Below are 21373 nucleotides of genomic sequence, written 5' to 3' on the forward strand. Positions count from 1 at the left end.
AATTAAAGACCTTTAGAAGTCATGTATGCAGCTAGGTCTACTACGCGGTTAGAGTAACCAGTTTCGTTATCGTACCAAGAAAGTACTTTAACCATGTTACCTTCCATTACCATTGTAGATAATGCATCGATTGTAGAAGAAGCTGTACATCCGTTATAGTCGATAGATACTAATGGCTCTTCGCTGTATCCAAGGATACCTTTTAATTCGCCTTCAGAAGCTGCTTTGAATGCTGCGTTTACATCTTCAACTGTTACTTCTTTGTCAAGTTCAACAACTAAGTCAACAAGAGAAACGTTAGCAGTTGGAACACGTACAGCGCCGCCGTTTAATTTACCTTTAAGTTCTGGTAATACTAATGCTACAGCTTTAGCAGCACCAGTAGATGTTGGGATCATGTTTTCAGCTGCTGCACGAGCACGACGTAAATCTTTGTGTGGTAAGTCTAAGATTTGTTGGTCGTTAGTGTAAGAGTGAATTGTTGTCATCATTCCGCGTTTTACGCCGAATTTTTCGTTTAATACTTTAGCGAATGGAGCTAGACAGTTTGTAGTACAAGAAGCATTAGATACTACGTTGTGGTTAGCTGCATCGTATTGTTCGTGGTTAACACCCATAACTACAGTGATATCTTCGTCAGAAGCTGGAGCTGAGATGATAACTTTCTTAACTGATCCACCTAAGTGTTTCTCAGCGTCTGATTTTTTAGTGAAACGGCCAGTAGATTCTACTACTACTTCTACTCCGTAGTCGCTCCATGGTAATTGAGCTGGGTCACGCTCAGCGATAACTTTAATTTCTTTACCGTTAACAACGATGCTGTTTTCGTTAGCAGATACTTCTGCATTTAAAGTTCCGTGAACTGTATCATATTTTAAAAGGTGAGCTAATGTTTTAGCATCTGTTAAGTCGTTGATTGCTACTACTTCTACCTCAGAGTTGTTAAGAGCTGCGCGGAATACGTTACGTCCGATACGTCCAAATCCATTAATACCAATTTTAGTCATTTAAATTTCCTCCTTGGGGGATTATATTAAAGGGTAATACCCTTTGTTAATTGTTTTGCTGCACCTTCATCTGTAATTAGAATTGAAGTGTGCCCTTGCTTTATTACAGCCTGTATTGCCTTTGCCTTTGAAGAACCTCCAGCGACTGCAACAACGTGAGATACATGTTGTAAATCTTCAAGTTGCATACCAACTGTTCTTACTTTATGAACAACATTTCCTTGTTCATTAAAGTAGTAACCGAAAGCTTCGCCAACTGCTTCGCTTGCCTGAATCTTTAACCAATCTGCTTCTGAAGTATTTCTGCGACGTGCCATTGTTAACGCATCACCAATTCCATGAATGACGATATTGGAAGATCGAATCAACTCAAGAACTTCTTTCACGGAGGGCTCTGTTACAATAGACGCATATGCTTCGCTACTAACGTGATCTGGAACATACAATAAGCGATAATTACTCATCGTATTTTGTGCCATTTTGGCGCAAATGGTATTGGCTTCTAACTCGACACCTTCTCCAATTCCACCACGTGCTGGGACAAATAGCATATGTAAATCTTTGCAATCAAGTTGCATCATGTCCGCAGCAGCAGCTAGCGTAGTTCCTCCAGCCACAGCAACGATATTATTCACTGTCAGACGGTCTTTTATACAAGTCACACAAGCACGGCCCATCTCCAGTTTGACCCAAGGTGATTCATCACTATCACCAGGGACAACGAAAACTTCATCCAAGTCTAATGTTTCCTTAAGTTGTTTTTCTAAAACCTTTAACCCGGAAATTTCTTTCATAAAGTCTTCCAAAGCAAGAACTAAAGCTGTTCCTTCTTCTGTCAAAGTCATTCCAGAAGAAGCGACGTGAACTAAGTTTTGTTCTTTCAAAACTTGAACTTCACTTCGCAATACTCGTTCTGTCATACCGAGACTTGCAGATAAGTTTCTTCTTCCAATCGGCTGCATAAGCCTAATGTACTGAAGCACTTGCATTCTCGTTTGCATAACAGGTAGCAGATCAGGTAATAATTTTTTTGTGTTCTGAATCCATGAGCGCATATCTTTTCTCCTCACTGCATCGGTTCATTTCCCTTCGTGGTCACTTTATGTCCCGTAGTGACATTTTGTGTCCCACTTAGGTTAAAAAAATAATCCCTGCTACGTGTATTATTGTAACAGGAGACAGAAACTTATTCAACTCTTAACTGCATTCTTTATATAGTTTATTATGACACCTTTGTGAATGTTACCATATTCCACTTGTCTTCCGCCTATTTCTACAACAGGAATCATTAGATGGTATTTCTCTAAAAGGTCATTATCTTCATATATATCTATTTCCTCAATTTGAAAAGAATATTCATATTGTACTTCTTTTAAAACTTGTTTCGCCTTCACGCAAAGACCACAATCTTTTTTTGTATATAGTACAACCTTCATCTTCTTCACCTATCCAATTGTTTTTCTTAGAGATGAAGCAGGAATATGCATTTGTTCTCTATACTTCGCAACCGTTCTTCGAGAAATAACTATTTCATGCTCTTCTTCTAATAATTTTGAAATCTTTTGATCCGAAAGTGGCTTTTTCTTATTTTCTGCTCCAACAAGCGTTTGAATGAATTGTTTCACACGCTTTGTAGAAACCGCCTCATCTTCCGTCGTAGAAATAGAATTACTAAAGAACGATTTCATCTCAAATAAACCGTGCGGCGTTTGCACATATTTATTACGCGTTGCACGACTAATTGTAGACTCATGCACACCTAACTCTTCCGCCACCTCTTTTAAAGCAAGTGGTTTTAAATACTCTGGGCCTCCCCAGAAGAAATCATGCTGTTTTTCCATAATAATATTCATCACTTGTAAGAGTGTTTGTTTTCTCTGTTTCAAACTGCGCATAATCCATTGCACATGCTGATACTTCTCCGATACGTAAGAAGCCACTTCACTTTCACTATTATTTAGTAACGCACTATACTCAGAGTGAATTTCAATTCTTGGCATATTTCTCTCATTCATCTGTAAAACGAGATGATCGCCATCTTTTTTTACCGCCATATCAGGCACAATATAAAGTGGTTTATCAGAAGAAAATGCAAGACCTGGTTTCGGCTGCAATGATGTAATACAGTTCACCGCATCCTGTAATTCCTCGTTGGTACACTTCAACACTTGAACGAGCTTTCGCCAATCTTTCTTAACGAAATAATTAAAATGATCATCTATAATTTCTTCCGCTAACCCATTTCTTCTTTGTAAGCGCTTCAATTGGATTGATAGACATTCCTGAATATTACGCGCACCTACCCCTGCTGGCTCTAACGATTGAACAAGCTCCACGGAACAGTCCACTACATCAATTGGCGCAGAAAGAAGCTCTGATAACTCTTCATTTGTTTCTTGTAAATAGCCATTTCCATCCATGTTCATAATAATGAAAGAAGCTGCTTTTCGCTCTTCTTCATCTATTTTATAATACTGTAGTTGATTTAATAAATGTTGCTGAATCGTTGTAGAATCCACACTGTAGATTTCCATTTGATTCTCGACTTGTTTGCGGGTACTTTTACTTGTGTTAGAGCTCTTTTTCTTCTCCCTCTCAAAACCACCTAACTCAATAAGGGGATTCTCTAACGATTGCTCATACAAAAACTCCGATAATTCTTGTACATTATACTGGAGCATTGTAATCGCTTGCCTTAACTCTTGTGTCATTGCCAAACGTAAGCTTTGTTCTTGTAAAAGACTTGCCTTCAAACTAATCTCCCCCTTGTTTCTATTGTACAATAAGTTTGGTAAAAGGAGAATCCTATCGCAGACACCCATTCCAAAATATTATTAATTTATATGTATTAATGAGATTTACATCTTACAACCGAAATTTGAATAATATTGAAAGAAAATGATAACGTATAAAAATTATCACCACGTACTAATAGTAATTCTTATTATCAGATATAACAAGTGATAATAAAAAAAGGTCTGAACTTATACTTGTAAGTTCAGACCTTTTTTTACAATAGCGAGTACATATCGAATATTACACGTTTCTTCACCATTGTCGCATTTTCATTTGATAGATTAATTCCGTTCGTATCCTCTACGAGTACCACACGCACCAAATTCACAGCGTTTCGATTTGCTATAAAGATACTTTCTTGTTTATCTGCTTTGTGTAATTTTCGAATTGTGACTTGGATTACCTCTGAGTTATTTTTCCAGGGTCTATTCGTACAAGTGAACAACATTTATGACATGTACTTTTTACTTAACTGCAATAAATACCTAGCGATGCCGTTATCTTATAAACTTCAGTGAAATTTTCATCTTCCATGAAGACCTCCATGATTTCAGGTATTCCTTTTGCATACGCAACTAACATTTCGAATGCATCATCTTTCGTTATCTTGTGACGAGTCGCACTACTGTTGTGATGTTCCATCGTTACATAATAGACCTTTTCTCCGCACTCCTCTTCTTCAATACATGTAAGAAACGATTTTATTTCAAATAGCTTGCGAGAACCTTTTTTCATTCTTCTTCTCCTTCATAACGGTCAAGAAAGTCCGATAATGCCAACGAAAGATGATCACTTTTATTAAACTTCAGCTTACTGGCAAAGACGGCTAGCCTGCCCCTATTGCTTTGTGAATCACTACTATCTTACGTGTCATATCTTCGTTCAGCAACTTAACAATACGCTTGTGCAATATATCTCGTTACAATTTCTTTTAGTGCTAAAATCTGTTCTGATTTGAATTGCATTTCACTCTTTAATTCTTTTCATAACGAAAAACCCCCTATACACGATTATTTCTAATCACATACAAGGGGTTTCTTTAGATTTACTATTAATTTTCAACACGTTCTTCACGCTATTATGTGCTATTTACTCAATACTTTTAAATAGAACACATCACAACAACAATACATAACGCGCCCAGAGGGATTCGAACCCCCGGCAGACGTGGTACCGGAAACCACCGCTCTATCCGACTGAGCTATGGGCGCATGAGATTATGATAATATCAACGGTTTGCTTCCGTCTTCTTCCGATTTGTTCTTACCGAAAGTTAAACGTAGGATACGAACACCAACACGTATACGTTCGCTTCTTTACATATGGATATTATATCCTGACGCTAACCTAATACGCAAGCATAAAAACCTCTTCTACACTAGCTTTAGCGCGCAGTTTTCCTTCTTTCGTTCCCCCTTAATCTACTTAAATCGAAATAGAACGCATATAGTCTATAAAAAAAAGACAGGCGAAGTGATGCCCGCCCATCTCCGCACTATTTTATATATTTTGATCGCAGGCTAAATATATCTTCCCCTTCACGAATGCCTGCCGATCCCTTCCTCACATTTTTTACGACAGTCCAATTCGGGTTAGTTTCATCACCGATGTTCTGTACTGTAAAGTTGCCGTCACCATATTCTCGGTGACCTTCTGCCAATTTCTCCGTTAAATCATTCTCTTTTGATCTCACCATCTTTGCGCCATCTCCCTTTTTATACAACTCTCTTAAACTGTCCAACCGATTACACGTCCAGTCAATTGGAGATCCTCGTTTTCCGCTTCGATTAATTTTAACACACTGTCGGGGGTAAGTTCCGATAACGGCTGCCCAATCGCATTAGAAACGTTATTTTCTTTGATAGTAGAAACTCGGCGAGAATTGGGTAAAAGACAATTCGTTGGGCTGCGTCAGGACTTCGCGAGAGATCAACCCCCTGATTCAAAAATCACAAATACTATCTCTAAGGGACTCCTGCGACGGCTCAGCGGGGTGGCTTGGAGGGTTCGGAAAATTTTCGTTTGGGTTGGCTTGTGGTGAATAGCGTATTCATTTTGATGAATGACGAATACAACATAAATGACTTTTGTTACTTTCGACTTTCTCTTCTAAACGTTGATTTAAAAGAATTCGCAAGACTTTCGATGAACAAAACAATTCGTAAATGTTTTATGCATTAAAAGAAACGTTGATTTAATAACGTTCTTCTTTCGTGATTGACTTCGATTGAATGAATAAGATAATGAAGATATTATTTTTTTAAAACTGGAAACATCCTTTTTTTTACTATACAAGAAAATTTTATTTTAAATTGAAAATAACTATAAGAATAGAAATATATATATTTTATTGATGTGTTTTTTGTGAATAATTAGAAATTTAACCTCATGTAATTTTCAGTTACTTTTTAATCTTCAACAGGTAACATACCTACATCATGAATTACATATCATCCTCTTCCATCTTATAAAGCGCCACTATAACAAAGAATTCATTGACGCTTGAATCAAAGCTTCAACTTCAAAAACCTAAATTTTCCAATCATAAATTCACCCAAACCCACAAATTATAATCTTTGAATTGATATTCCAAAGGGGGCTTCATTCAATGACTGTAATTACAAAACTAAAGCAAACTGTTTCTGGATTAAAAAGTGCACAAGCTAGCTTAGAGGGATTCGCTCTTGATACGGATAACCAACAAGCAAAGCAACTTTTCCAAACAGCTGCGCAGCAAACACAAACAATTATCGATTCTTTAAACCCGCGTGTTGAAGAAGTCCAGCAAGAAGAACCACAATACACACAGCAATAACCAAAGGTGCCATTGTATCTAATGGTACACAATTTGAGAAAAAGGGTGATATGCAATCATCCTTTTTTCTCAAATTACATAATGCAATAGAAATGGAATGATTATAATGCGAAAACTCGGAATCATAACCGCGTTATTTATGCTCCTATTCGGTTCACTTACCGGATGTGATAATAGCCCGTTAGATAAAAAGGTAAAGAAAGAAGAAGCTAAACGAACGAAAGAAGACAAGGGCCCTAAGTTAACAAAAATGAGTACAGAATCCTTTAATCAATCTATATCGCAAGAAGCTAAGAAAAAGGCTCTCACTATAGAGGGAATTACAGAAGCTACCGCAGTTAATACAAATTTAGATCTTTACATAGCCGTTAAACCTGAACATCACGAAAGATTTGGTTTAAAGCCTTTAAGAAGTAAATTAAAAAAGAAGCTAAGTGATGAAAACCCTACTTTCGATATTCGTGTAAGTACAGACAAAAAGATCTTTATGCTCATAGAAGAACTTGAAAACAAAATTAAGAAAAAGAAAGTGAGTAAGGATGGCATTAAAGAACAGTTAAAACTCATTCAATCAGAAATGGGATCTAATATTTAAGCTTTCTAAAAGAGAAGGAAGGATTCAAATGTCTAGTAAAGATAAAAATTTAACACCTGTACAACAAGAATATAAAAAATTCGAACAACAGCGCGAGCCGAAGCGCCCCGTTTTAAAAAATTGTATAAAAGCTTTTTTCGTCGGGGGATTAATTTGTCTAATAGGCCAACTGATTTCCACCTTTTATATTACGTACTTTGATTTCACTGAAAGATCTGCCGGGAACCCTACCGTTGCAACTCTTATTTTTATTTCTATGCTACTGACGGGATTTGGCGTCTACGATCGCCTCGGACAATTTGCTGGTGCTGGTACCGCAGTTCCCGTTACTGGATTTGGTAACTCTGTTATTGCCGCGTGTATTGAACACCGTACAGAAGGATTCGTTCTCGGCGTTGGTGGTAACATGTTTAAACTAGCAGGATCGGTCATCTTATTTGGCGTATTTTCAGCTTTTGTCATCGCTCTTATTAAAACGATTCTCTTTCAATGGGGAGGGCTGTAAATGTTACAAGGACACCGAACATGGGTATTCGAAAACAAACCAGTTATCATCTCAACAGGTGTAGTCGGTGGCCCATTTGAGGCAAATGGAAAAATTCCTGAAGACTTCGATACCCTGCATGAAGATTTATGGCTCGGACAAGATTCTTACGAAAAGGCGCATAAAATTTTATTTGAAGAAGCTTGTAGCCGCGCTACCGAAAAGGCAAAGCTCCGTAAAGACGATATTCAATTCGTACTCGCAGGGGATTTAATTAACCAAATAACTCCAACGAGCTTTGCATGCCGCACACTCGGAACACCTTATCTCGGTTTATTCGGCGCCTGTTCTACCTCTATGGAAGGCTTAGCACTCGGCGCAAGTATCGTAAATGCAAAAGGTGCAAAGTATTTATTAACTGGGGCATCAAGTCATAACGCTGCGGTAGAAAAACAATTCCGCTATCCAACTGAATATGGTGGTCAAAAACCTCCTACGGCTCAGTGGACAGTGACCGGTGCAGGCGCGGCTATTTTAAGCGACACTGGATATGGTCCACAAGTAACATCGGCCACCATTGGACGAGTTATTGATATGGGACTAACAGATCCTTTTAATATGGGTGGTGCGATGGCCCCAGCTGCTGTCGATACGATTGAAGCTCATTTACGCGAACGACAAATTGACGCCTCTTATTACGACTTAATCGTAACAGGTGACCTTGGACATGTCGGTCGCGAAATCGCTTACGACCTACTACATAAACATGGAACAAAAGTAAAGAGCGAGCAATTTCAAGATTGCGGAATCATCATTTATAGAGAAGGTCAACCTGTCATAGCTGGTGGAAGTGGTCCAGGCTGTTCAGCAACAGTCGTATACGGACATTTATTAAACCGAATGAAAAGAGGAGAACTCAAGAAAATACTTGTCGTTGCGACAGGCGCTTTACTATCTCCACTTACATTCCAACAAGAAGAAACGATTCCGTGTATCGCTCACGCTGTTTCGATTGAATTTGGAGGTGCAACGCAATGATTTTTTTCTGGGCTTTCGTCATTGGTGGACTCATATGCGTAATCGGACAGCTTATGTTTGATGTCGGCAAACTAACCCCCGCTCATACGATGGCAACACTCGTTGTTGCTGGAGCTATATTAGATGGATTCAATCTGTATGAACCATTAATCGACTTTGCAGGCGCTGGGGCAACTGTACCTATTACAAGTTTCGGTAATGCCCTCGTTCATGGCGCGATGGAGGAAGCAGCCAAACATGGCATCGTCGGCGTTATTACCGGCATGTTTAAAGTAACGAGTGCTGGTGTATCAGCTGCCATTATTTTCGGCTTCATTGGAGCATTGCTATTCAAACCGAAAGGATAAGGTGTTCGTATGACAGTTATCGCTAGCGTTAAAACCTGCCTTGCCAGTGTAAGGGGCGCTCAAGCAAGTTTAAGCTCCCTTTCACTAAATTCACAGGACGCGGAATCAAAACGTGTATTTCATGAATGTATGTTAGAAATGGACAGCATCATCACCGATTTACAGAATAGAGTTTCAGTATTAGAACGTGAAGAACCTCAATATAAAGGGTTTTAAGTAGACTGGAGGAAATGACTATGTCTCACCTGCCGGAATGGACACTTGTCATTCTTCGCTCTGTATTCATATTAATTATTTTATTCGCTATTACGAAATGGTTAGGAAAAAGACAAATCTCTCAGCTCTCCTTTTTTGAATACATAGCCGGAATGACAATCGGTGACATCGCTGCCCAAGTATCTACAGGGCTTGATTCAAAATTTTTCCACGGCGTCTTTGCGATACTCATTTTCGCTGTGGTACCTTTTTTCACTGGAATCCTCTCTTTAAAGAACAAAACAGCTCGAGATTTTTTTGAAGGAAAATCTACCGTATTAATAAAAGATGGCAAAATACTTGAAGATAATTTAAAGAAAGAAAAGTATACAAGTGATGAATTACTTGAGCTTCTCAGAGGAAAAAATGCGTTCAGCGTAGCTGATGTTGAATTTGCTGTACTAGAACCGAGCGGTGAATTAAATGTATTATTAAAGAAAGATCGCCAACCACTTACAGCAAAAGATATCAGCTTAAAAGTGCCAAACGAAAAAGAACCGCAAACTGTTATTATGGATGGAAATGTATTAGATGAACCTCTTTCTGCTAGCGGGCATAATCGCGCTTGGTTACATTCTGAGCTAGAAAAACTCGGTGTTGTCATTGAAAATGTCTTTCTTGGTCAAGTTGATTCATACGGACAACTTACTATCGACATCTATAATGATAAACTCCAAATGCCTTCTCCTCAAAACAAGCCTTTACTATTGGCATCCTTAAAGAAATGCAATGCTGATCTTGAATTATTCTCTTTAGAAACGAAATCAAAATCAGCGAGTGATATGTATAGTAAAAACGCAAAACAAATCGAGAAAATCTTAAATAAAGTAACCTATCTGTTAAAAGAATAAAAAATGAAAGAACGCTTCTATACAAAAGGCGTTCTTTTGCCTTTCCCACACCATTAATCACGTTTAAATTTATGTAATTCGGTTATGATGTTGAAGATACATAAGCAGGGAATTTTAAAAACATAGCGAATAAATCATGATACAACTACATATTTTTTGATTTAAAGTGGTTTCGTTTGACCTTCATTGACCATAATTGTATTATAAGACTAAGAAAGCTTTTAAAGGAGGAAATAACAGATGAATTTAATTCCTACAGTAATTGAACAAACAAATCGTGGAGAACGCGCTTACGATATTTACTCTCGACTATTAAAGGATCGCATCATTATGCTTGGTAGTGCAATTGATGACAACGTAGCAAACTCAATCGTTTCCCAGCTTTTATTCTTGGAATCTCAAGATCCAGAAAAAGATATTCACATTTACATCAACAGCCCTGGTGGTTCTATCACAGCTGGTATGGCAATTTACGATACAATGCAGTTTATTAAACCACAAGTATCAACAATCTGTATCGGTATGGCTGCATCTATGGGTGCATTCTTACTTGCAGCAGGTGAAAAAGGAAAACGTTACGCACTTCCAAACAGTGAAGTTATGATTCACCAACCACTTGGCGGAGCACAAGGTCAAGCGACTGAAATCGAAATCGCTGCAAAACGTATCCTATTCTTACGTGAAAAATTAAACCAAATTCTTGCTGACCGCACAGGTCAACCACTTGAAGTTCTACAACGCGACACAGACCGCGACAACTTCATGACAGCAGAAAGAGCTCTAGAATACGGCTTAATCGATAAGATCTTTACAAATCGTTAATACTTAAAAGCGGAAGTGGCTCGTTCAGAATCGCAGGGCGTTGGAGCTTTTACATCCGAGGCGCTTTTTGCCTCGAATGTAAAAGCGAAACGACCGAAGATTCTAGCCACTGGAGCTGGATATACTTAAAAGCGGAGGCGGCTCGTTTAGAACAGGAGGAAGTTGGAACCCCTGATTCCGAGGCGCCTTTTGCCTCGAATGAAGGGGTGAAACGACCGACTGTTCTAGCCGCCGGAGCTGGATATACTTAAAAGCGGAAGCGGCTCGTTCAGAATCGCAGGGCGTTGGAGCCCCTGATTCCGAGGCGCTTTTTGCCTCGAATGAAGGGGCGAAACGACCGGAGATTCTAGCCGCTGGGGCTGGATAGAATTAAAAGCGGAAGCGGCTCGTTCAGAATCGCAGGGCGTTGGAGCCCCTGATTCCGAGGCGCTTTTTGCCTCGAATGAAGGGGCGAAACGACCGGAGATTCTAGCCGCTGGGGCTGGATAGAATTTAAAGCGGAAGCGGCTCGTTCAGAATCGCAGGGCGTTGGAGCTTTTACATCCGAGGCGCTTTTTGCCTCGAATGTAAAAGCGAAACGACCGGAGATTCTAGCCGCTGGAGCTGGATACATCTAAAAGCGGAAGCGCCCGTCAACAGGGCGCTTTTTTTATTATGTACAAGGGTATCATATACCCCCACCACTCAAACTCAACTCACCTCACCCCACAAACAGAAAAATAAAAAAAGCTATCGCACATTCGCGATAACCCTTTATTGTACATATGCAGTTAATGCTTCCAAAGCCTCTTCTGCATCTGAACCTTCTGTTGTGATTGTAATCATGCTACCAGTTCCGATTGCTAAGCTCATAATCCCCATTATGCTCTTTGCATTCACTGTCTTTCCATCTTTCTCGATGAAGATATCCGCATGAAAGCGATTTGCCTCTTGTACAAACAACGCAGCCGGACGTGCTTGTAAGCCGTTTTTTAATGCCACTTTAACCAGTTTTTGAACCACAGCTCCATTTCCCCTTTAACCTTTTATTTTTTTGCTACTGTTTCCCCCGCGCGTAATTTCTCTGCAATTTCATCGATTTTACGCAAACGATGATTAATACCCGATTTACTAATTTTCCCCCCGGATACCATCTCACCTAACTCTTTCAATGTTACATCTTGATAATCTCTTCGTAACTGTGCAATTTCTCTTAATTTATCTGGCAAAATATCAAGCCCAACCGTCTCATCAATATAGCGGATGTTCTCAATTTGCCTTAGCGCTGCACCAATTGTTTTATTTAAATTAGCTGTTTCGCAGTTAACTAAACGATTTACTGAATTACGCATATCGCGAACAATTCGAATATCTTCAAATCTTAAAAGTGCATTATGAGCACCTATAATATTTAAAAACTCTGTAATTTTTTCAGCTTCTTTCAAATACGTAATGTACCCTTTTCTTCTTTCCAACGTCTTACTATTTAAATCAAATCCGTTCATCAGTTCACATATAGAATCATTATGTTCCTTATATAACGAAAAGATCTCTAAATGATAAGATGATGTTTCTGGGTTATTTACTGAACCACCTGCTAAAAATGCACCGCGTAAATACGATCGTTTACAACATTTCTTCTCGATTAATTCCTGCGATATATTTCGAATAAACGAAAAGTCATCTCGAACAATGTGAAGATCTGCTAATATTTCGCGAGACTTCTCAACAAGCCGCACGATATATACATTATTTTTCTTCAATCGCATTTTTTTACGAACAAGTAATTCTACCGTCACATCATATCCTTTTTTCAAAAGCGTATAAATCCTTCTTGCAATTGCTGCATTTTCCGTTTGAATATCGATAGATAGGCGACGGTTTGAAAAAGAAAGCGATCCGTTCATTCGAAGCAACGCCGATAATTCTGATTTCTCGCAGCATTCCTTCATTTCAAGGTTGGTCAACTCTTTCTTTGTTTCTGATGCAAATGACACAGTCAACACCTCCTTATACTATTACTTTGGAACAAAAATCTTGTCCTATATGAATGAGGAGCGTTACCTCAAATGAGGCAACGCACATTTATAACAATGAATATAAAATAGAAGCTAACTTTAATGTATCATGTCTTACAACACGATCATCATATTTCGCTAATCGATCTTGAATGATTTCGATATTATGTTCAGCAAAACGATTTGTATCCAGTGCAACTGGTTCCGACATCTCTTCCTCATATAACTTACGTAATTCACGAGGAATATCACGATTATTTACAATCGCAGTGTCGATAAATGGTTTACCTAAATGATCATGTAACGCCTGCACATGATCAAATGCAGTATAACCCTTCGTTTCGCCCGCTTGCGTCATAACATTACATACATATACCTTCTTCGCTTTTGCAGCAAGAACAGCGTCTCCAATTTTGTTAACAACTAAATTCGGTAATATACTTGTGTACAGACTTCCTGGACCGAAAACAAGCAAATCAGCTCGTTTAATTTCCGTCAACGTTTCACATAACGGTTCTACATCTTCTGGAGTTAAAAAGACACGATTAATCTTCTTCCCGAAATGAGGAATCTTTGATTCACCTGTTACAATTTCTCCATCTTCTAATTCTGCATGAAGTACCGCACTTTGATTCGCTGCTGGTAATACACGTCCTCTGACATTTAATACTTTACTCGTTTCCGTAATCGCGTGGTAAAAGTCTCCTGTAATCGAAGTCATACCTGCCAATAGTAAATTTCCTAACGCATGCCCTTTCAGTCCGTCTCCAGTTGTAAAACGGTGCTGAAATAAAGCCTCCACTAATGGTTCTACATCCGATAACGCAACAAGTACGTTACGAATATCACCTGGAGGTGGAATTTCTAGCTCATCACGTAGTCTACCTGAACTGCCTCCATCGTCGGCTACTGTTACAACTGCTGTAATATCAACAGGATATTGTTTTAATCCCCTTAATAAAACAGAAAGTCCAGTTCCACCTCCCATGATAACAATTTTAGGTTTTCTCTCTTTTTTCATCCCTTAATGGCCCTTTCTCTTCTCCACATCACGATGAGATACATGAACGCTATACTCTGGTTTCAAATGTTTCCCAAGGTACTCTGTAAGCGTAACAGAACGATGTTGCCCACCTGTACATCCAATCGCAATTACAAGTTGACTCTTACCTTCTCTTTTATAATGAGGCAGCATGAAAGTGATAAGATCCGTCAATTTCTCTAAAAACTTATGTGTTTCATTAAATTTCAACACATACGACGAAACTTCTTCATCCAGTCCTGTTAATGGCTTCATATGTGGAATATAATATGGATTTGGTAAAAAACGAACATCAAATACTAAATCAGCATCAATTGGAATTCCATACTTAAATCCGAATGACATAACATTTACACGAAATGCTTGCTCAGTTTCTGTTGAGAATAAGTGAACAATTTTTTCTCGTAATTCTTTCGGTTTCAAATCAGATGTATCAAGCACAATATTCGCTCGTGCCTTCATATCAGTTAAGAGACCACGCTCAGCTTCAATTCCCTTTAACGGCAAGCCAGTTGGCGCAAGTGGATGCGAACGTCTCGTTTCTTTATAACGAGTTACAAGTGTGCTATCTTTCGCATCTAAAAATAAAATATGAGGAATAATCCATGTACGTTCTGATAAATCATCAAGCGCTCCCCATAAATATTCAAAAAACTCTCGGCCACGTAAATCAATACCGAGTGCCACTTTATTCATTTTACCTTTTGAATCTGCCATAAGTTCAATAAACTTCGGCAATAACATCGGTGGTAAATTATCTACACAAAAATATCCTAAATCTTCGAAACTTTGTAACGCTACCGTCTTTCCAGCTCCAGACATCCCTGTAATAATTACCATTTTTATATCATTATTCTCTGTCATCGTATCCTCTCCTTGCAGGTTTAACTCGGATCTAATCGATATGAAAGCAACTCAAAATCTGGGGTATATACAAATGTACCGTAGATTATACCATTCCCTTTAATTAAATAATCAATAATGTGATAATCTCCTGGTGCCATTGCTAAATCATCAATTTTATCAAATGTATGCCAACCAATGATGCCTTCTTCGCTCTCTAATTTGTTTTCTCCTGCAAAATCTGTTGCTAAAAAGGAGAACATCATCCATTCAGAAACAACTTTATCACCTTCTTGGATGACAAAAGTGAAGACCCCTTTTAATGCTGGATTCTTTAAATAAATACCTGTTTCTTCACGATACTCGCGAACAACGGTATCTCTTACTGTCTCACCACGCTCCATTTTCCCGCCCGGTGCAACCCACCAATTCCGGCGAGGTTTTTGGAGTAAGAGTACTTCATTATCTCTAATTAACACACAGTTTGTCACTCTTTGCATGTTTCTTCACCTCAGCTACTTGCAGCAAAATTTCTCACTGCATACTCATTTCATTATACTATCAAAAACAGTTTGCTACAACGAAGGTGCCAGTCCCCTTTCGCTAAGCAATTGTAAAAATTCTTTCTATAACAAGCAATCAAAATACCTTACTTCCCATGAATAGCACATAAAAATCCCCTTAACGATTTTTATCGTTAAGGGGATTAAAACACTTATTTCTTACCGAAATAAGTAACAACCGCAAATCCTAAAATAAAAGTAATAATTGAACTTACAATTGAAATTCCACCAGTCGGAATGCCAGGGAACACAATGACAATCGACCCGATAACGAGCCCAATAATTGCCGCAAATGTCATACTTTTATAACGATCTAACAAATAACTAATTCCTTTACTACTTACAACAAATCCGGCCATCACGCCGGCACCGATAACCACGATTAACGGTAAATTGAGTGTAGTTAAAGCGTTAATTGCTGTTGGATACACACCAATAATTAATAAAATAAACGATCCACTAATTCCAGGAAGAAGCATAGCCATACTAGCCATCCATCCTGCGAAAAATAAACCAATTGCATTTAAAATTGTTAACGTCGTAATCGGATCAGCTACCTTATCTGGTTTAAAGAATGCCGTTATTGCAACAAGAATTGCTGCAATTATTAATAAGACAATATGACTACCTTTAAACGTTGCCTTTGCATCAGCTTCTCTCATTAACATCGGTAATATACTAATAATTAAACCGAGAAAGAAAAATTGAGTCGGTTCATAATGATTTGCTAATAAATATTTAATAACGTGACTTAACGTTAGAAAAGCTGCCGCTACACCAGCTGCAAGTGGGATTAAAAACGCTAAATGTTTTTTCCATTCACGACTAAAGAATCCGCTAATTGCTGCAAGCAATTGTTCATAAATCCCCAACACAACAGCGATTGTTCCGCCACTCACACCAGGAATTAAATCACTAACGCCCATACAAAATCCACGATATATATTACGCCATTCCATACTGAATAAATTCCTCGTTTCTTATAATGATTTTTCCCGTAAATTCTAGTATAACAATAAGAATCATTATATTCTTAATTGTTTTTGACAATAGTTTGACATTTGGACAAAAAAAGAAAGCCACCTATCGGTAGCTTTCTTCTCAAAAGGAAAAATAACCTTATTTTTCTGTTACAGTCTTTAGTTCCTCTACTAACTCTTCTATATAATGCTGTGCACTCTGTGCTGCAATACTACCATCGCCTGTTGCCGTTACAATTTGACGAAGCATTTTTTCACGAACATCACCAGCTGCGAAAATACCAGGAACTTTCGTTTCCATACGCTCGTTCGTTTCAACATAACCATTTTCATTTGTAATACCTAGCTCAACAAACGGTTTTGATAATGGTAACATACCGATGTATATGAAAACGCCGTCAGTTTTAACTTCTTGTTCTTCTCCGCTGTTTACATCTACAAGTGTTACGCTTCCTACTTTACCATTTGCATCGTTAATTTCTTTTATAGTGTGATTCCAAATGAAATCTACTTTCTCATTTTGGAAAGCACGATCTTGTAAAATTTTCTGTGCACGAAGAGTGTCACGACGGTGAACGATCGTTACTTTTGATGCGAAGCGTGTTAAGAACACACCCTCTTCAACAGCAGAATCTCCGCCGCCAATAACAACAAGTTCTTTCCCTTTAAAGAATGCACCATCACATACTGCACAATATGATACACCGCGGCCGCCAAGTTCTGTTTCACCTGGCACACCAATTTTTTTATACTCTGCACCGCTTGCAACGATAATTGCACGTGCTTTATATTCTTTTTTACCAGCAATAATTGTTTTGTACTCTTTACCATCGATGATTGCTTTCACATCACCGTATGCATATTCAGCACCAAATTTCTTCGCATGCTCAAACATTTTATTTGATAAGTCTGGTCCTAAAATAGACTCATAACCTGGATAGTTCTCTACATCTTCTGTATTTGCCATTTGTCCACCTGGAATACCACGCTCAAGCATCAGTGTGCTTAAATTCGCACGAGATGTATATACCGCAGCTGTCATACCAGCTGGTCCTGCACCAATAATAATGACATCATAAATTTTTTCTTCTGACACACTATTCACTCCCATTCATTCATACACATTAAGTTACCCTCATTATACTGTTAGCATCATTTTTTTCCCAATGATTTGCCTACCCTACGTGTGCGTGCGCTTAACAGCCTGCACATACTTTCGTACAGTCGCTACAGATACATTATATACATCACCAAGCTCTGCCTGTGTCATCTTATTTCTTTGTTCGCCGCGCACAATGTATTCAATTGCCGCTGACCAACCGTACACATTTGTAAAAGTCGCTCCAGATGTATATAAACGTATGAACGTGCAAAACCAAAAATTTAAACACTCTTCGATTAATTCATCGTCTTTTTTCGTATAATTGTATAATGCATCCGCGATTCGTACGCACTTTTCAAATTGCTGTAAATCAGCTGGGATGCTTTTATGACTATTAAGTAAAAAGAAATATTTTGCAAGTTGCGATACGATTGGAACACCATTTTTCGCTTGCGTTACATCAAAGAAGAATCCAACCTTCTCTGGTGTTGACAATTCATTCATTAAATATAAAGCTAGCATTTTCTCTTCTAGCGTCGTACTTTGCTGAAATGATTTTCGTAACTCTTCAAATAAAAGATTTTGTCCTTCATCTGCTAAATTCAGTGCATTCCACGGTTCTTTTCCTTTTTTATCAGGATGCAATTCTACAACATGTTGCCACATTTTTTCAGCTACTTGCTGTTCCTTCACCATATACGCAGAGTATGCAAACCAGTAATAAAAACTGACGTCTCCTTCGTACCCTTGACGCTTTAATACTTTGAACCATTTATATGCAGGTTCAAAATGACCAATTGTTGCAAGCGTTGTTCCAAGTTTCAAACGATGCTCAAATGAAATTGGATATACCGAAACTAACTGCCCCGCTAATGACTCTACTTGCTTATGCTCTCCAATTGAATATAGAAAAATAAGCGTATTACAAAGCGCATGCATATTACCAGGATTTTTCTCTAAAATCATTTCTGTTAACTTAAGCGCTTGATCTACATTACCTGATTGAAAATGTGCAATCGCTAAATTATTATGTCCTGACCAAAATTCTGGATATTCTTTCGTAACAACTTCTAGTGTAGCAATCGCCTCTTCTAATTGTCCGTTACGAATGTAGCGGTTCGCTTCTTCTTGCATAACAATTAGCTCATCTTCATCCTCAATCTCTTCCGCACCCATTGCATCTTCTTCCATAATCTCAAGCAATTCTAATGTATCTTCTACAAATTCCTTCTCTTCCGCAACTTCTAAATATCGCTCTGCATACTTCTTCGCCTGTTGAAACAAGCCCATATATGCATAATTATTTGAAATAAAATAATAGCATTGCTCAAGTTCAGGATTGGATCTAACAAGCTTTAGAAATATCTGATTCGACTCTTGATATTCACCAGATTCAGATAATGCTATTGCTAGTTGGCATAAAATAAACGGCTCCTTCTCGCTTTGCGCTGCTCTTCGAAAATATTTAATTGCATCTTGCAATTTTTGCCCTTTATAAGCCCTCATCCCTTTTTTATAAAAGAAGTCCGCTAACTGATTAAAAGAGATAACTTGTCCGTTCTCCTTATATATTCTTTGATTTTTCCCCATATATCCTCCAGTTTTTTGTTTTCTTCGTTCACACATTCTTCTATCTATAAGTATAAACGATTCCGTAAAAAACAAAACAGTATATTATAATCAATTATTTCCTTTTTATTCATAAAAAGAGAAGGGAAATGTTACATTTTTAACATCAACCTTCTCTAGTGGCCATTTCCTCTTTCGTATAAATAATACGCATCGGATTTCCGCCTACGAAAGCGCCGCCTGGTACATCTTTATGGACAAGTGTACCTGCAGAAACGATAGCTCCATCTCCAATTATCACACCTGGTAAAATTGTCGTATTCGCTCCAATCATAACTTCATTCCCTATGACGATTTCTCCGAGTCGATACTCACGAATTAAATATTCATGCGCTAAAAGCGTTGTATTATAGCCGATAATTGAATTGTCTCCCACAGTAATCTTTTCTGGAAACATAATATCTGGCATTACCATAAGTGCAAACGACGTTTTCTTTCCTACTTCCATCCGTAAAAACGTGCGATATAACCAATTCTTTACGGATAAAAATGGCGTGTAACGTGCGATTTGGATGATAATAAAGTTTTTCATTACCTTCCAAAAAGAAACTGTTTTATACACATTCCACAATGAATTTTCTCCTGAAACAGGATAGCGCGTTGTCCGTCGCACTGAACTCTCTCCTCTACTTATATAAAGTGACACTTTAACCGGCAGGAATCTTACTACCCGTTAATGCGGGACAAAATCGGTAGTAAATCACTCATTTTATCTAGCACATAATCTGGTTTATACGCTTCTAAATACGCTCTACCTTTCAATGTCCATGAAACCGCTACTGTTTTCGTACCTGCATTTTGTCCACCGACGATATCATGATGATTATCACCAACCATCAATGTTTCTTCTGGCTTTGCATCTAATAATTTCAATGCTTTTTGAAGTGGTTCTGGATGTGGTTTCACATGTTCCACATCATCAATCGTCACGACAACATCAAAAAACTGATCAAGTTTCGAAAGCTTTAATCCCATTTCAACCGTCTGTCTCGCTTTCGTTGTAACGATGCCGATCTTATAACCTTGCTTCTTCAATTCTTGAACCGTTTCATATACAGTTTCATACTCTTCCACTAATTCATCATGATGCTCATGATTAAATTGACGATAACATGTAATCATCTCTTCAACCTTACTTGCATCAATCTTACTAAAAGTATCATGCAAAGATGGACCGATAAATGGCAATACATCTTCACGCTTATACTGATTAGAATAATAGTGATTTAACGTATGTAAAAAAGAAGAGATAATAAGTTCATTTGTATTAATTAACGTTCCATCTAAATCAAATAACACTGTATTTATTTTCATCGTCCTTAATCCTTTCATTACCTGAATATGAAAGAAGCAGCATCTTATATAAGATGCTACTTTTCTCTAATTTTCTAAATATCTTTTATCAGCTTGCCCCATTTTTCGTCTCACAATAATGAAAATGATAGAAATAACAACAATTCCAATAGACATTACTTGTGCAATACGAAGTGGTCCTAACATTAAACTATCTGTACGCAAACCTTCTACGAAGAAGCGTCCCACTGAATACCAAATTAAATATGTGAAGAATAATTCACCACGGCGTAAATTCACTTTTCGTAACGCGAGTAGTAAAATAACACCTGCAAAGTTCCATAATGATTCATATAAAAACGTTGGGTGATAATACACACCATCAATGTACATTTGATTAATAATGAAATCTGGTAAATGAAGACCTTCTAAAAACTGTCTCGTTACTTCATCACCATGCGCCTCTTGGTTCATAAAGTTTCCCCATCGACCAATTGCTTGTCCTAGTAAAATACTCGGCGCAGCAATATCCGCTAACTTCCAGAATGAAAGCCCGCGTCGTTTCGCAAAAAGGATTCCTGTAATAACAGCCCCGATTAAACCACCATGAATCGCCAAACCACCTTGACGAATATTAATAATTTGACTCGGATTTTGCGAATAATATTCCCATTCAAAAATGACATAATACATTCTCGCAAAAAGAATGGCAATTGGTACTGCGATTAATACAAGGTCGATAAATGTATCTTTGTGAATACCAAGCCTTTCTCCCTCGCGAGTTGCTAGCCAAAGACCTAATAGCACACCTGTACCGATAATAACCCCATACCAATAAACAGGGAACGGCCCAAGTTGGACTGCTATACGGTCAAGCTGTGGTACAGAACCTAACAGCATATATATGACCTCCC

At 38.1% G+C, this 21373-nt stretch carries 25 protein-coding genes and 1 tRNA gene; 8 read left to right on the forward strand and 18 right to left on the reverse strand.

Annotation, left to right across the window (positions count from 1 at the left end; translation table 11 throughout):
- Positions 1–2: 2 nt before the first annotated feature.
- The 7 genes from gap to NSQ08_RS24345 form a co-directional block, all read right to left on the reverse strand.
- Positions 3–1007, reverse strand: coding sequence for a type I glyceraldehyde-3-phosphate dehydrogenase (gap, locus tag NSQ08_RS24315; protein ID WP_002016071.1), 1005 nt, complete (start codon positions 1005–1007; stop codon positions 3–5).
- A 26-nt stretch (positions 1008–1033) separates the two neighbouring features.
- Entirely contained in the window at positions 1034–2062 is a 1029-nt protein-coding gene (gene cggR / locus NSQ08_RS24320) for a gapA transcriptional regulator CggR (protein ID WP_002089545.1), read from the reverse strand.
- A gap of 135 nt (positions 2063–2197) precedes the next feature.
- On the reverse strand, positions 2198–2443 hold the full coding sequence (locus NSQ08_RS24325) for a glutaredoxin family protein (protein ID WP_002143722.1): 246 nt from the start codon (positions 2441–2443) through the stop codon (positions 2198–2200).
- 9 nt (positions 2444–2452) lie between these two features.
- Positions 2453–3760: an RNA polymerase factor sigma-54 gene (gene rpoN / locus NSQ08_RS24330; RefSeq protein WP_002016074.1), complete on the reverse strand. Its 1308-nt coding sequence runs from the start codon at positions 3758–3760 to the stop codon at positions 2453–2455.
- 511 nt (positions 3761–4271) lie between these two features.
- Entirely contained in the window at positions 4272–4538 is a 267-nt protein-coding gene (locus NSQ08_RS24335; protein WP_113769674.1) for a hypothetical protein, read from the reverse strand.
- 400 nt (positions 4539–4938) lie between these two features.
- Positions 4939–5014 (reverse strand) — tRNA-Arg (locus NSQ08_RS24340).
- A 284-nt stretch (positions 5015–5298) separates the two neighbouring features.
- Positions 5299–5499 carry a hypothetical protein gene (locus NSQ08_RS24345; RefSeq protein WP_002129884.1) on the reverse strand — a complete coding sequence of 67 codons (201 nt, stop codon included), beginning with the start codon at positions 5497–5499 and terminating at the stop codon, positions 5299–5301.
- A 912-nt stretch (positions 5500–6411) separates the two neighbouring features.
- Between NSQ08_RS24345 and NSQ08_RS24350 the strand changes: the two genes are divergently transcribed.
- The 8 genes from NSQ08_RS24350 (at position 6412) to clpP (ending at position 11010) form a co-directional block, all read left to right on the forward strand.
- A complete protein-coding gene (locus NSQ08_RS24350) occupies positions 6412–6618 on the forward strand; it encodes a DUF1657 domain-containing protein (protein WP_000216167.1) in 207 nt (68 codons plus the stop codon).
- Positions 6619–6724: 106 nt separating this feature from the next.
- Positions 6725–7213 carry a YhcN/YlaJ family sporulation lipoprotein gene (locus NSQ08_RS24355; protein WP_040963136.1) on the forward strand — a complete coding sequence of 163 codons (489 nt, stop codon included), beginning with the start codon at positions 6725–6727 and terminating at the stop codon, positions 7211–7213.
- A 28-nt stretch (positions 7214–7241) separates the two neighbouring features.
- Positions 7242–7718 carry a stage V sporulation protein AC gene (spoVAC, locus tag NSQ08_RS24360; protein ID WP_002034730.1) on the forward strand — a complete coding sequence of 159 codons (477 nt, stop codon included), beginning with the start codon at positions 7242–7244 and terminating at the stop codon, positions 7716–7718.
- Entirely contained in the window at positions 7719–8735 is a 1017-nt protein-coding gene (gene spoVAD, locus NSQ08_RS24365; protein ID WP_340779354.1) for a stage V sporulation protein AD, read from the forward strand.
- Complete coding sequence (gene spoVAE / locus NSQ08_RS24370) at positions 8732–9082, forward strand: stage V sporulation protein AE (protein ID WP_000575919.1); 351 nt, start codon at positions 8732–8734, stop codon at positions 9080–9082. The genes spoVAD and spoVAE overlap by 4 nt, the downstream gene beginning before the upstream one ends.
- Before the next feature lie 9 nt (positions 9083–9091).
- On the forward strand, positions 9092–9298 hold the full coding sequence (locus tag NSQ08_RS24375; RefSeq protein WP_002034728.1) for a DUF1657 domain-containing protein: 207 nt from the start codon (positions 9092–9094) through the stop codon (positions 9296–9298).
- 20 nt (positions 9299–9318) lie between these two features.
- Positions 9319–10188 carry a DUF421 domain-containing protein gene (locus NSQ08_RS24380; protein ID WP_002016080.1) on the forward strand — a complete coding sequence of 290 codons (870 nt, stop codon included), beginning with the start codon at positions 9319–9321 and terminating at the stop codon, positions 10186–10188.
- A gap of 240 nt (positions 10189–10428) precedes the next feature.
- Complete coding sequence (clpP, locus tag NSQ08_RS24385) at positions 10429–11010, forward strand: ATP-dependent Clp endopeptidase proteolytic subunit ClpP (RefSeq protein WP_001049163.1); 582 nt, start codon at positions 10429–10431, stop codon at positions 11008–11010.
- A 753-nt stretch (positions 11011–11763) separates the two neighbouring features.
- Here the strand turns inward: clpP and NSQ08_RS24390 are convergent.
- The 11 genes from NSQ08_RS24390 to lgt form a co-directional block, all read right to left on the reverse strand.
- Complete coding sequence (locus NSQ08_RS24390; RefSeq protein ID WP_002016081.1) at positions 11764–12012, reverse strand: HPr family phosphocarrier protein; 249 nt, start codon at positions 12010–12012, stop codon at positions 11764–11766.
- Positions 12013–12035: 23 nt separating this feature from the next.
- Complete coding sequence (gene whiA, locus NSQ08_RS24395) at positions 12036–12986, reverse strand: DNA-binding protein WhiA (protein ID WP_002016082.1); 951 nt, start codon at positions 12984–12986, stop codon at positions 12036–12038.
- A gap of 88 nt (positions 12987–13074) precedes the next feature.
- Entirely contained in the window at positions 13075–14028 is a 954-nt protein-coding gene (locus tag NSQ08_RS24400) for a gluconeogenesis factor YvcK family protein (protein WP_002016083.1), read from the reverse strand.
- A gap of 3 nt (positions 14029–14031) precedes the next feature.
- Complete coding sequence (gene rapZ, locus NSQ08_RS24405) at positions 14032–14913, reverse strand: RNase adapter RapZ (protein ID WP_002016084.1); 882 nt, start codon at positions 14911–14913, stop codon at positions 14032–14034.
- A 20-nt stretch (positions 14914–14933) separates the two neighbouring features.
- On the reverse strand, positions 14934–15392 hold the full coding sequence (locus NSQ08_RS24410) for an NUDIX hydrolase (RefSeq protein ID WP_002124062.1): 459 nt from the start codon (positions 15390–15392) through the stop codon (positions 14934–14936).
- 215 nt (positions 15393–15607) lie between these two features.
- Positions 15608–16414 carry a DUF368 domain-containing protein gene (locus tag NSQ08_RS24415; RefSeq protein WP_340779363.1) on the reverse strand — a complete coding sequence of 269 codons (807 nt, stop codon included), beginning with the start codon at positions 16412–16414 and terminating at the stop codon, positions 15608–15610.
- Between the two features lie 160 nt (positions 16415–16574).
- The gene (gene trxB, locus NSQ08_RS24420) at positions 16575–17531 is read right to left on the reverse strand and encodes a thioredoxin-disulfide reductase (protein ID WP_002089563.1); all 957 of its coding nucleotides are present in this window, start codon (positions 17529–17531) and stop codon (positions 16575–16577) included.
- 84 nt (positions 17532–17615) lie between these two features.
- Positions 17616–19127: a tetratricopeptide repeat protein gene (locus NSQ08_RS24425; RefSeq protein ID WP_002143728.1), complete on the reverse strand. Its 1512-nt coding sequence runs from the start codon at positions 19125–19127 to the stop codon at positions 17616–17618.
- Between the two features lie 145 nt (positions 19128–19272).
- Entirely contained in the window at positions 19273–19779 is a 507-nt protein-coding gene (locus NSQ08_RS24430) for a DapH/DapD/GlmU-related protein (RefSeq protein ID WP_193662877.1), read from the reverse strand.
- Between the two features lie 53 nt (positions 19780–19832).
- Positions 19833–20480: a pyrophosphatase PpaX gene (ppaX, locus tag NSQ08_RS24435; RefSeq protein WP_002089567.1), complete on the reverse strand. Its 648-nt coding sequence runs from the start codon at positions 20478–20480 to the stop codon at positions 19833–19835.
- Between the two features lie 66 nt (positions 20481–20546).
- A complete protein-coding gene (lgt, locus tag NSQ08_RS24440) occupies positions 20547–21359 on the reverse strand; it encodes a prolipoprotein diacylglyceryl transferase (protein WP_002034719.1) in 813 nt (270 codons plus the stop codon).
- Between the last annotated feature and the right edge of the window lie 14 nt (positions 21360–21373).

Origin of the sequence: Bacillus sp. FSL E2-8887 (assembly GCF_038007205.1) — a bacterium.
GTDB classification, from domain to species: domain Bacteria; phylum Bacillota; class Bacilli; order Bacillales; family Bacillaceae_G; genus Bacillus_A; species Bacillus_A mycoides.